Here is a 12,308-nt window from a genome sequence, read left to right as displayed (position 1 = left end):
TCCACGCAGATCGAAGCTTCCGCTGCGGGGATGGATTCCATCTATATCAACGTGGAAACAGTGGCACCGACGTTGCGTCTGCAGTCAGTTCCGGTTTCGTTGAAAGCCGGGCAGAAAGCGAATTCCATCTATGTGTCTGCCGAAGTACCCGGGGCCTATTGGTCAACAAGCCAATATCCGTCAAATCCCCTGAGCATCACCTTCACCAGTTCCGTTCCTTCCATAGGCAACGTCACAGACACCGTGACCTGGAACGCCAACACTGGTAGTTCTACCTACGCCACCTTCACGGCCGTCGCCCCCGGTACCACCCAGATCACGGCCAGCTCGCCCGGGTTCACGCCTGCCACCAGTGCGTCGATCACGGTGAATCCATAAGAAGGAGATGACCATGCAACGCTCCCGATTTTTCCAACATGCCCGCTCCGTCCTGTTGGAGCCCGGCTGGCTCAACCCGCTGACAGTGCTGCAGCGGCGGTCCGTGGCGGCATTGGCCGTCGTCCTGGGCATGAGCGCGGCCATCGCAGCCGATACGGCCCAACTGACCATTGCCGATGGCGTGATCGTCAAATTCGGCCAGAGCGCCGGCATCAGCGTGCGCAGCGGCCTGCAAACGGGATCTTCCGTGGTGCTGACCAGCAGCCACGACGACGCGCAACTGGGCCCGGTGCAGGCGCAGGGGCCACAGTCCCGGGCGCCACAGGCCGGTGACTGGCTGGGCGTGCTGGTGGCGCCTGAAGCCGCTCCCGCCAGCCTGAAACTGGACGGCCTGGCCATTCGCTATGCCGGAGGCGCGGAGGGCCTGCCCGGCCACATGGCAGGTGGTGCCGCTCTGGTACTGGCAGGTGCAGGCTACGGTTTCGAGCGGCTGCAGCTCACGGACAACGCCGTGGGAATCCGGGTGGTCGGCAGCGGCAGTCCCCGCATCATGCGTTCGCGCATCGCTGGCAACGGCGTGGGATTGCTGGCAGAGCAGGGCGCCACGCCGGCCGTTGGTGAATCAGATATCTCGGGCAACAGCCAGTTCGGCATACGCAACACCAGCCCGGCCAGCATCGTCCAGGCCCAGGGCAACTGGTGGGGCCACGCCAGTGGTCCGCGAGATGCCGTGGGCAATCCGGCAGGGCAGGGCAATGCGGTCAGCACGGGCGTGGACTATGGCGCCTACTTGACGGCCGAGCCCGTACTGGCCTGCACCATCGTTCCCACGCAAGGCTATGCCACGCGCGTGCGTGCCGTGCAGTTGCGCCTTGACTGCCCGCAGGCCGCGCAGTTCCGCCTGCAGGAAAGCGATCAGTTCGACAGTGCTGCATGGCAGAGCATGACCGGCCATCCCATGCTGGCAAGCTATACGCTGTCCATGGGGGCGGGGGACAAGATGATCCATGTGCAGTTCCGCACGGCACAGGGCGGTATCAACCAGTTCTCGCTGGCACAACCCATTGCCTACGCACCTGAAGGTCCTTTGGTGCAGTTCGCCCAGCCAGCCGCTGGTGCCGTGCTGGAGCAGGACACGACCATCGCCATCAACGTGGCCGATCCTGAAGGCGTGCAGCAGGTGGAAATCCTGGTGGATGGCCAGCGCCTGGCCCTGCTGACCGAAGCACCTTTCCAGACCACCTGGGCGCTGGCTGCCGTGCGCAACGGCAACTACACCCTGCAGGCCAGGGCCACCAATGGCATAGGCCTGAGCAACACGGCAACGCGCCCCGTGCAGGTGCAGAAAAAGGGAGGTCAAGGTCCGGTCATCACCGCCACTTTGGCAGGCGCGGCGCTTGTGCCCGATGCGACCATCTCCGCGCCGGGCGAATTGGCCGTGTCCGCGCAAAGCCCCATCGGCATTGCCAACGTCAAGGCCACCATCAACGGCCTGCAGATCTTCGAGCGCAGCGGTGGCAACACCAGCCCTTTCAACCACAGCCAGTTCATCGACTTTGCACAACTGCCCAATGGCGCGCATCGGTTCAGCATCACCGCCACCGACTCGGACGGCATTGCGGCCGTGCTGGACATACCGTTCACGCTCAGTCTCAGCGCACCACCTGCCCCGGTCATTGCGCAGCCCGTCAACAACGCACAGGTGTCCACGCCGCAACTGGCCGTCTCCGGCACGGCCATGGCGGGCTCGCAGGTGCAGCTGTATCTGGGCGGCCAGGCCGTGGGCAGCCCGATGGCCGTGCCAGCCAATGGCAGCTTCTCCGGCAGCCTGACCCTGCCAGCCGAAGGCGCGCACCGCATCGAAGCGACGGCCAGCAATGCGCGCGGCACCAGTCCCAGGAGCGCGGCGGTTGCCGTGACGTATGCCATCGCGGCTCCGACGGTGAACTTCACCGTGCCCGGCCAGGATGCCATCGTGGTCGGCAGCACGGCCGTCGGTGTCGCCGCCTCGGCACCGGACGGCATTGCCAAGGTCGATTTCTTCGCCAACGGCAGCCTGATCGGCTCGGCCACGCAGGCTCCGTACAGCATGCAGTGGGATACGTCGGGCGTGGCCAACGGTGCCTTCACGCTCAGGGCCGTGGCCACCAGCAAGGCAGGCAAGACCGGTGAAGCCACGCGCTCCGTCATCGTGAACAACAAGCCGCCCGAGCCTGAGCAGCCCAAGACGCCCTACACGGGCACGGTCAGCTCCGTCAGCCCGGCGGTCTCGTACGGCGCGCAGCGCGTCGTCATAGCCGGTGCCGCCGTGTCACGCGCCAGCGGACAGCCCATGCCCAACGCAGCATTGCGCATGGTGCTGGACATCTCGGGCTTCAAGCGGCGCATAGGCATCGCCACCGACGACAGCGGCCAGTACCGCTACGAATTCGTGCCCACGGCCAATGACAACGGCACCTACATCGTCTCCGTCATCCATCCGGAAGAGACCACCACCACCGAGCAGGGGCGCTTCACCATCAACCGGCTGAGCTTCGACCTGGCCAGCTACCAGCTCACCGCGCCGCGCGGCTTTGCCGCCAGCATCACGGTCAACGCGCGTGCCAGCGCAGGCACGGGCGCCACCGGCGTGCGCTGGGCCGTGGTTCCGGCACAGCAGCCCAGCGGCAGCCTGCCGCCGGGCATCAGCGTGGAGCCGGGTGCGCCGGTCAATGTGGCCGCAGGCGCCTCGGTGCCCATGGTCATCCGCTTCACGGGCAGTGCATCGGCCGGGGAGACGGGCACCGTCGTGCTCACGGCCTACGCCAGCGAAACAGGGGACACGCCCCGGGGCAGCTTCACCATCCACTACCGGCTGGTGCAGGCCTTGCCCGAGCTGTTTGCCAACCCCACCTACATAGAAACCGGGGTACAGCAGGAAAAGACGGTCACCGAGAGCATCACCATCGGCAACCGTGGCCTGGTGGCCGCCCAGGACGTGAAGGTCCAACTGGTGGACAAGGATGGCAAGGCCGCGCCTTCCTGGATCTTCCTGTCCAGCGCCAGCCACATCGGCGCCGTGGACGTGGGCGCCCAGGTGCCCATCCAGGTCACGGCCAGCCCGGGCAAGGACGTGGCCGACGGCATCTACAACTACCGACTGCAGATCACGGCCAGCAACCAGGGCACGGGCACCATACCCGTCTCGGTGGCCGTCACGCAAAGCGGGCAGGGCGGGCTGAGCTTCCATGCCACCGACCTGTTCACAGAAACGCTGGACGCGGGCGGCAAGCCCATACCGGGCGTGGCCAACGTGCGCATACGCCTGCAAAACGATGCCGTGCTCACCTATCTGCGCACCCTCACTACGGACGCGCAGGGCAAGGCCGTGCTCACCGACCTGCCGCCCGGCACCTACACCTACCGCGCCAGCGGCCCGCGCCATGCCGACAGGTCGGGCCGCATCTTCGTGCGCCCGGGCGTCACCACCTCGGAGCGCGTGCACCTGCAGTACCAGACCATCAGCATCGACTTCAGCGTGACGGAAACCACCATCAAGGACGAGTACCAGATCACCCTGGAAGCCACCTTCCAGACCCAGGTACCGGCCCCCGTGGTGCTGCTGGAGCCCCTGTCCATCAGCCTGCCCGAGCTGCAGGTGGGCGAAGAATTCACGGGCGAGCTGACGCTGACCAACTACGGCCTGATCCAGGCCGACAAGGTCGTCTTCACACCGCCGCAGTCCGACGAGTACTACCGCTACGAATTCCTGGCGGACATCCCCAAGACCCTGGCCGCCAAGCAGCGCGTGGTCATTCCCTACCGCATCACGGCCGTCAAGCTGCACCCGCGCAGCATGGGCTTCAGGCAGGCACGTTCGGCGGAGATGGGTGCCGTGCAGAGCATCGTGGTGAATGCGCGCAATGCGGGCAGCTGCGCTGCCTATGCCATGTGGGCCATGGTGGAGTTGGCGTGGATCTGTGCGAATGGAGAAGAGGAATCGCGCTCGCTCTCGGCCACTTTCAACAGGCTCGTTGGCGGCGCGTGCGGGAACACCGGCATCGGAGGGATTGGCGGGACTGGAGGCCATGGCGTGGGTGGTGGCATTGGTGGCTGGGGCAGTGGCGGGACTGGTGGTGGCGGAACACCCATCGGCTTGACGCAGGGCTGCACGCCCTGGTGCCTTGGTGGTGGCTGCAGCTCCGAAGGCAGTGGCCCTGGAGGAGGGCGGGGTGGCAGTGGAGGCAGTTCAGGTGCTGGCGGCCAAGGCGGTGGGATGGGCGGCGGCCCCTTGCTGGGTGGCCATGGCGGCGGATTCGGCGGTGGCAGTGGCTCGGGTGGCAGTGGATCGAGTGGCAGCGGTGGCGGCGCGGGGGGCGGTGGGGCCGGTGGTAACGGGCCTGGTGGCGAAGGTCCTGGCGGCGCCGGGCCAGGAGGAGACGGGCCAGGAGGAGATGGACCCAATGCGCCGGGAGACGACGGACCCGGGGCGGACGGCCCTCCCTCGTGTGGGAGTTGAGATAGGCCGGCCTGTCATCCGGCAGGCCGGTCCAAGGGCGCAGCCATCAAGACGCTGCGCAGGGGATTGGAGAGGGGACCCATCAGCGGTCCAAAGGGAAGCGCAAAAAATGACTAAGGCACTGAAACATTTGATTGATCTGGCCCAATATCCAGACAAGCGCGCCGCAGCGCGGCGGGCCTTGTCCTGGACTTTCGGGCGAATCTTTGCCTGGGCGTTGGCCCTGCTGAGCCTGGCAGTCCTGCAGGCACAGGCAAGCGAGTATCCGTACATCAAGTGGCCCAACGGTGAATACCGGGAGGTCAACACCGATCTGCAGGTCAAGGTACTGGGCGGAAGCATTGACATTGCCCGCACCTGGACGCTCGGGCGCTGGTGGCTCAACCCCGCATGGGCGCCGCTGGACTTCGAGCTGGATCCCCTGGGCAGGGAGGCCAAGACCATCCAGCGCGCAGGCACGCTGTATGAAAGAAGCGGCCAGTCGGGCCTGTTCATCGCCAAGGACCGAGTGGATGCGCCCACCTTCATCCGGCAGGTCAGCCGCAATGGCCAGGATGGCTGGCAGTGGTATGACCGCCGTGGCAACACCATCGACTATGACGCGCAGGGGCGCATTCAGGGCTATGCGGATTTCAACGGCATTCAGGTCCGGTTCAGCTACGACAGCACGTCCAGCATCCGCATCCTTGACCACCATGGGCAGGTCGCTTTCAAGCTCACCTTGGCCGATGGCCTTGTCACCAGCATCGAAGACCGTGCAGGCAGTACCGTTCGCTATACCTGGGCTGGATCGGGCAGCGCCAGGCGCCTGACCGAAGTCCTGGATGCGAGGGGCAACCGCTGGACATACACCTATGACGGCAACGGCCAACTCACCAGCCGCACGGACCCGCTGGGGGGCAAGGTCACGGCCCAGTACAGCGCCAGTGCGCCAGCACCCGCTGCCCAGTTCACGCTGGGCAACCTGGGCATCACCCTGGATCCCACGGGAACCAGTGGCACCACGCAGAAACTGCAGACCAACTGGGGAGGCGGGCGTGTCGGCAGCTTCAGTGACCGCCAGGGCACCACAACGGGCTCGGTGCAATACCTCAGGGAATCACGAAAATTCATTGCCACGCTGACCGATCCTCGTGGCAATCGCTTGGTGGTCCACTATGACAAGGACGGCCTGGAGTCGGGTCGCAGCCTCAATGACAAAACCATCCTCCAAAGAAGTTGGGATGGCAATTACACCGACAGGCTGGTGGACGAGCGCGGCAACACCCGCACCACCTATTGGGACTACAACCGGCGTCCGTTGAGGATTCGCTACTCTGATGGCAGCGAGGAAAGCTACACCTACGATCCCGTGCATGGCGAAACCACCAGCCATACCAATGAACTGGGTACCGTCACCGCCTGGCGGCATGACAGCAAGGGGCGTGCGTTACAGCGCATCGAAGCCCAGGGCACTGCGCTGGAGCGCATCACGGCATGGGAGTACGACGAGCTGGGGCAAATCGTCCGGCAGACCCTGGGCACAGGTGCTCAGGCCAGCGTCACCACCTATACCTACGACAGCAACGGTAACCGCCAAACGGCCACGGATGCCGAAGGCGGAACATGGCGCTACACACACACCGTCACCGGGCAAATCGCCAGCATCACCAACCCCCTGGGCCACACCACACGCCATGAATACGACAGCCATGGCAATCGCATCAAGACCATCTATCCCTCGGGTCTGACATCCTCGGCCCGCTTCGATGCACTAGGCAACGAAACCCAGAGCATGGATGGCGAAGGCCATGCCACCGTCGCTACCTATGACAGCCAAAGCCGCCTGGTCACGGCCACCAACGCCTTGGGCCACGCCTACCGCTATGAGTACAACGCCTATGGCGACATCGTTTCGCAGAACACGCCCACAGGTAACCGCCATGAACTGGGCTATGACAGCCTGGGCCGCGTCGCCAGCTACAAGAACCCTGCGGGTGACGGCACCCAGTACGAATACGGCGCCCTGGGCACCCCCCAGGCCAACCTGCTGCAAGCCATCAATTACCCAGGCGGCCTTGCCGAGTTGGGCCAGTATGACCAGCGGGGGCGTCGCACCTCCATCATCCGCAAGGCACGCAACGGCGAAAGCCTGATCCTGCACTACAGCCTTGACAGTGCAGGACAGACAGCCGCCATCACCAGCCCGGGCGGCAAGACAACCATCTATGAGCACGACGCACTGGGCCGTGTGGTCAAGTCCATTGACGCGAACGGCCAGGCCACCCAGATGGCCTACAACCTGCTGCATCAGATCACCCGCGTCACCGATGCCAACGGCAACGTGCATACCCGGCAATACGACCGGTTGGGCCGCCTGACCGAGGAAATGCGCCCGGAAGGTGGCAAAACCACCTATGCATACGATGCCGCGGGCTTTCTGGTCAAGAAAACCAACGCGGCAGGAGATGTCAGCAGCTACACCTACAACAGCGATGGCCTGTTGACTCTGCTCACCCGCACCAGCCCGCAGGCCGGGCAACCGGGCTTGAGCAGCAGCATCACCTACCGCTATGACAAGGCTGGCCGCCTTGCCGGCTACGAACAAAAGGATGGCAGTGCCAGGCTCATCAGCCAAGCTGATTACAACCGTGACGCCCTGGGCCGCATCAGCCAGGAGCAACTGATCTATGGCGACGGCGCCAACCGCGTCACCGCCACCCTGGCCCAGGGCTGGGATGCCGATGGCCGCAAAACCAGCCAGGGCTATCCCGACAGCAGCGCCGCCGCCTTCAGCTACGACAAGGGCCACCTGAAGGAGGCCACTCAACCCGGCAGTACCGACAAGATCACATGGGCCGACTACCAGTGGATGCTGCCCACCAAGGTCCAGTACCCGGGCGCCAGCAGAAGCATTGCCTACGACGGCTTCTACAGAATCCAGGGCATCCAGGTCCAGGCAGCCTCCAGCACCAATCTCCTGACGCTAGGCTACCAATACGACGCCGAAAGCAGCATCACACGCAAGACGCTGCAACTGGGCAGCGATGTCAACGGTAGTGTGGATTACGCCTACGACGCACTGGACCGCCTGACCCAGGCGCGCCCCAGCACCAGCCTGGCTGGCCTGGGCCTGCCCCAGGAGCAATACGGCTACGACGCCGTTCACAACCGCATCAGCAGCCTGCACCAGCCCGGTGAATGGCAATACGCCAGCGGCAACCGCTTGACTCAGCGGGGCCTGGGTACTGACCTCGTGCGCTATGACTACACCGCCACGGGTCATATCCAGAGCGCCACGCGCAATGGCAGCGTCACCACCAACGTCTATGACGCCAACGATCGAAGGGTTGCCGTGGAGCAGGACGGGCAGCTCATCGCGCGCTATCAGTACGACCCGTTCGGGCGGCGTATAAGCAAGACGGTGGGGGCGGGGCAGGGTGGCCAAACCACGTGGTTCGTGTATGGCCCCCAAGGACTACTGGCGGAGTTGGATGCGAACGGGAAAACGGCCAGGACCTATGGCTGGCAGCCCGGCACGGATTGGGGTACGGAGCCGCTGTGGCAGGCCGACCATGCCAGCGGCCAGAACTCCAGCAGCAGGACCTACCACTATCTGCACAACGACCACCTGAGTACACCGCAGGTCGCCAGCGATGCGACAGGGCGCTCAACCTGGCAGGCCTTGAGCGAGAGCTTTGGGCACACGCTGGAGCGTAGCGGGAACCGTACGCGGATGAACCTGCGGTTTGCGGGGCAGTATTTTGACGAAGAGACAGGTACGCATTACAACCAGCAGCGGGACTATGCTCCAGGCTTGGGGCGCTACATTCAGCGTGATCCGATCGGGTTGAGCGGTGGGATCAATGTTTATGGGTATGGCTATGGCAATCCGCTAGCGTATGCTGATCCGAATGGGCTTGTTCCTATTGTTCTGACGCCTTGTGTTACCAGTCCACAGGGAGCCATGGCATGCGCAGCCATAATAGGAGCGACTGCAACTGCTGTTGCCAATGTCTGCTCGAATGCTGTAAGTGCGATAAATGATTGGATGTTTTCTGATGGAAAAGAGACCGATAAGGATAAAGCTGACAATGCTATTAATGGGCTAACGAATGGGCTGAATAACGAAAAAGACTCCAAGGGACGGGATACCCCAGGCCAATATATTAAGCCTGGAGGTAGCGCTAAGGGTGATTTTGATTCGCTGCCGGGAGAAACTAGTTCCAATGGTCAAAAAACATTGCCGGACGGCAGTGTGGCAGGAATTCATCCGTCGACAACTACTGGGTTGGATACATTGCATATCCATCGTCCTAGCGGAAGTAGGAATATAAAGATTAGATATCCGAAGTAAGGTTTTCGAAAATGAAACGTGTTTATGAGCTTGAGGCTTGGTCAGTTCCAGGGAAATTGCTGCCCCCAGAGTACGGGAAAGATATCCTTCAGAAGGAGATTTGGCAGCAAGGTATTCCCAAGGATGTATTCCTCGGAATGAGTGCAATTCCTGATCCAATTGATTGCCAAAATCTAAAATTGGCTATTGAATCTGGCGAAATAACCAATGAGCGGTTTAGAGAATTTTGCAGTGAGTATGCTATGTCTGATGATTTGGAATCAGAAGAGTCAGCGGCAAGATTTCTCGAATATGTGAATGGTCGATGTCTGGCTTGGATACATTTACCAGAAGATGAGGTATCGGCCCTGCTGCCAATAATTGTAAAGATACTTGCGGAGCGTGGGCATATTGTCATTGATCCGGAAAGTGGTGTAGCGATCAGTTAATGATGAATGATATGATTAGTCAATTTCATGATTCAATGGTTGGTAAAAATTTGATCGTGCTTGCGAGTAAAATGCTATTATGGATTGAAGATAGATCATTTCACTGAGATTGTGAAGAAATATAAAAAGGAAAATGGCCGGAAATAACAGTATCAGTCTGATCAGTAGAAATGAGATTGCGGCAATCGATTTGTCCAAGGGAGCGAATTTGGCTGGTGCATCAGCAAGACGCTGGGAGCGGAGCAGGGTGGCCAAATCACGTGGTTCGTGTATGGCGCTCAGGGACTGCTGGCGGAGCTGGATGCGAACGGGAAAACGACCAAGACCGATGGTTGGCAGCCCGGCACGGATTGGGGCACGGAGCCGCTGTGGCAAGCCGATCATGCCAGCGCCCAGAACTCCAGCAGCAGGACCTACCACTACCTGCACAACGACCACCTGAGCTCACCGCAGGTGGCCAGCGATGCGACAGGGCACTCAACGTGGCAGGCCATGAGCGAGAGCTTTGGACACACGCTTTAGCGCAGCGGCAACCGCACGCGGATGAACCTGCGGTTTGCGGGGCAATATTTTGATGAAGAGACGGGGACGCATTACAACTACTATCGGGACTATGCCCCTGGCTTGGGGCGCTACGTTCAGCGTGATCCGATAGGGTTGTGCGGTGGGATCAAGGTATATGGGTATGGCTATAGCAATCCGTTAGCGTATTTTGATCCGAATGGGCTTGTTCCTATTGTTCTGACGCTTTTTGTCACCAGTCCGCAGGCGGCTATGGAATGTGCCGCACTGGCATGGGGTGCTGCAACTGCTGCCGCCAATGCCTGTTCGAATGCTGTAAGTGCGATAAATGATTGGATGTTTTCGGATGGAGGGGGCGATGAAGGAAATAGATTTCCCGACCGTGATCTTCCATGAGACCCAAAACACGGAACACCAATGCCTGATCCGGAGGCTGAGGGTAATCCACATACAAAAAGATGGTTGTCGTGGCAGGTACAACCAAACTCGTGAACTTGATAGCAATGGGAAATCGTTTAGAGACATAGATTTTACCGATCATGGGCACGGTCATCCGAATCCGCATCAGCATGAATATGAACAGAATCCCACGGTTAGAACCCTAAGTTGTGGCAAAAATCATAAACCAGTTTACTGAAAGATTTTGATGGAAAGTACGCTAAATGATTTCCCTTTCACTGGAGAAGCATGTTGCAAAGTTATCTCTAAAGGATCTCATCCTTCTGAAATTTGGACGCTTAAAGACATTGAAACTATGTCAAAAAGTGATGCTGGAAAACTGGCCTTTCTATGGCAAGAAACAAGAGGGAAGTCAATGGAGATTAGTACAAAGGAATTGTGCGATGCTTTGATTTTTGCATCACAAGTTATTTGTTTGGATATAATTTCAACTGAAAAGTCTTCTAAGCAATTGCTTATAGATGATGGTGAGTTAATAGAGTGGCATAATATTTAATGCAATGATGCTAAGGATTCATATAGAGATCTAATGGCAAGCCGACCCTGCCAGCGGCCAGAACTCCAGCAGCAGAACCTACCACTACCTGCACAACGACCACCTGAGCCCCCCTCAGGTGGCCAGCGATGCAACGGGCCGTTCATCCTGGCAGGCGTTGAGCGAGAGCTTTGGGCACACGCTGGAGCGCAGCGGCAACCGCATGCGGATGAACCTGCGGTTCGCGGGGCAGTATTTTGATCAAGAGACGGGGCGCATTACAACCAGCAGCGGGACTATGTCTCAAATGTTGGTAATTTCATTTTTCAACTAGAAAATAAAGGTGGAAGATTGGATTGTGTGATATGGACAGTTGTGACTACGTGGTCTATATCATGTGCATTGACAAGCGCTTTGATTCATAAGTGATTGGTTGCTCAAAAGAGTATTCGTACGGTTACACATTGGGGTCAATAGTTCTTATTGAGGAAGTTCTTGGAGAAACTGGATCATGGCAGGCGGGCCTGAACTTGGCTATCCTATGACCAGTGCTGTCACATCGCAAGTATCTGCAGCTTCTTTAAGTTGGCCTGCTGGTTGGATGTTTGTAAAAGGATTGATATGCAGAGAATTCTCCGATAAAATGAAAAAGAGATTGTTGGAATATGGATTATTTAATATACGTAGTGATTTTTTTCGGGATCGCAATTGATTTGCTATCTTGTTTTTTGAATATAAGGAGGGTGATGTATGGTCGCGGCGCCTCCGGTTTGATAGGTGTTTCTCTAATATTGTGTTACTTTTTGCCACTTATTTCCATTAAAAATCCTATAGTCACGAAATATTATTTTTTGGATTTTTTGATTCTATTTTTCGTACATATATTTCTTGTTATTATTATTCCAAGGATTTATAAAAGCCACAAGGTTCGTTAGATTGATTGTGCATGCTGTAACGTCGAATAATTCCAGTGAGTAAAAAAGATTCTGTGGATCAGCATCCTCTCTGGGACATTTTTCTGACCGATCCACGCGTCATTTTCCTCTGCGCCTCAAAGTGCATTGATATGGTTTTTGACGATATGGACGTCGGCTTGTTTCTGGAGGGGGATTGCATGTTCTCCCCATGCAGGACTTTGGCGGGATGGCGTGGTGAGTTCTGGCGTCGGTTTGTGGGTAATCTTTGTGTTGCTAGGCAGTGGCCTGCGCCTTT

General features: G+C 59.2%; 7 protein-coding genes. All 7 read left to right on the top strand.

The features are described from left to right. The coding region (locus tag ACF8LI_RS00035; protein ID WP_392411570.1) for a hypothetical protein at positions 1-378 on the top strand (378 nt) is incomplete at its 5' end. 13 nt (positions 379-391) lie between these two features. Next, on the top strand, positions 392-4,876 hold the full coding sequence (locus ACF8LI_RS00030) for an Ig-like domain-containing protein (protein ID WP_392411568.1): 4,485 nt from the start codon (positions 392-394) through the stop codon (positions 4,874-4,876). A gap of 109 nt (positions 4,877-4,985) precedes the next feature. Beyond that, positions 4,986-9,212 (top strand): RHS repeat-associated core domain-containing protein, encoded by a 4,227-nt coding sequence (locus ACF8LI_RS00025; protein WP_167368400.1) that lies wholly within the window; start codon positions 4,986-4,988, stop codon positions 9,210-9,212. A gap of 11 nt (positions 9,213-9,223) precedes the next feature. Then, positions 9,224-9,640, top strand: coding sequence for a hypothetical protein (locus ACF8LI_RS00020; protein WP_392411566.1), 417 nt, complete (start codon positions 9,224-9,226; stop codon positions 9,638-9,640). A 543-nt stretch (positions 9,641-10,183) separates the two neighbouring features. Beyond that, on the top strand, positions 10,184-10,558 hold the full coding sequence (locus ACF8LI_RS00015) for an RHS repeat-associated core domain-containing protein (RefSeq protein ID WP_074921465.1): 375 nt from the start codon (positions 10,184-10,186) through the stop codon (positions 10,556-10,558). Positions 10,559-10,808: 250 nt separating this feature from the next. Then, the gene (locus tag ACF8LI_RS00010; RefSeq protein WP_143044521.1) at positions 10,809-11,117 is read left to right on the top strand and encodes a hypothetical protein; all 309 of its coding nucleotides are present in this window, start codon (positions 10,809-10,811) and stop codon (positions 11,115-11,117) included. Between the two features lie 949 nt (positions 11,118-12,066). Next, positions 12,067-12,308 (top strand): hypothetical protein (locus tag ACF8LI_RS00005; RefSeq protein WP_392411564.1); only part of this gene is annotated, 242 nt, incomplete at its 3' end.

The organism is Delftia sp. WSY_12 (assembly GCF_043104645.1).
In the GTDB taxonomy this organism is placed as follows: Bacteria; Pseudomonadota; Gammaproteobacteria; order Burkholderiales; family Burkholderiaceae_C; genus Comamonas; species Comamonas tsuruhatensis.
This window is presented reverse-complemented; position numbering and strand designations above follow the sequence as displayed.

Coding starts and splice junctions, on each gene's coding strand:
- ACF8LI_RS00030 (WP_392411568.1), top strand. CDS start 392: ATGCAACGCTCCCGATTTTTCCAACATGCCCGCTCCGTCCTGTTGGAG.
- ACF8LI_RS00025 (WP_167368400.1), top strand. CDS start 4,986: ATGACTAAGGCACTGAAACATTTGATTGATCTGGCCCAATATCCAGAC.
- ACF8LI_RS00020 (WP_392411566.1), top strand. CDS start 9,224: ATGAAACGTGTTTATGAGCTTGAGGCTTGGTCAGTTCCAGGGAAATTG.
- ACF8LI_RS00015 (WP_074921465.1), top strand. CDS start 10,184: ATGAACCTGCGGTTTGCGGGGCAATATTTTGATGAAGAGACGGGGACG.
- ACF8LI_RS00010 (WP_143044521.1), top strand. CDS start 10,809: ATGGAAAGTACGCTAAATGATTTCCCTTTCACTGGAGAAGCATGTTGC.